This window comes from Microbacterium sp. UBA7513 (assembly GCF_002478345.1).
Lineage (GTDB): Bacteria > Actinomycetota > Actinomycetes > Actinomycetales > Microbacteriaceae > Microbacterium.
Genome location: NZ_DLNJ01000024.1, coordinates 32,491 through 32,806 on the forward strand (window position 1 = coordinate 32,491; position 316 = coordinate 32,806).

At 73.4% G+C, this 316-nt stretch carries 1 pseudogene; it reads left to right on the plus strand.

From position 1 onward, the window contains the following. Positions 1-299 (plus strand): annotated as a pseudogene (locus B2W79_RS14125) (pyridine nucleotide-disulfide oxidoreductase); the annotation flags it as partial. Positions 300-316 lie beyond the last annotated feature (17 nt).

Below are 316 nucleotides of genomic sequence, written 5' to 3' on the forward strand. Positions count from 1 at the left end.
CGACCGGCTGGATCAAGCGCGGGCCGATCGGGCTCATCGGCTCGACCAAGTCCGATGCCGCGCAGACCGTGCAGCATCTCGTGGAGGACCTCGCCGCGACGCCGTCCGCCCGTATCGACCCGCACCCGCCCCTGGATCTCCCCGGCGTGGTGGACTGGGAGGGTTGGTTGCGCATCGACGAGGCAGAGCGCCGCGCCGGAGCCGTCCGCGGCCGGGAGCGCACGAAGCTCGTCGATCGCGCGGCCATGCGCGCCCACGCGACCCCCACCCCCATCCCTCTCGAGGAGAGCACCCGATGACCCCCGACCCGCACACC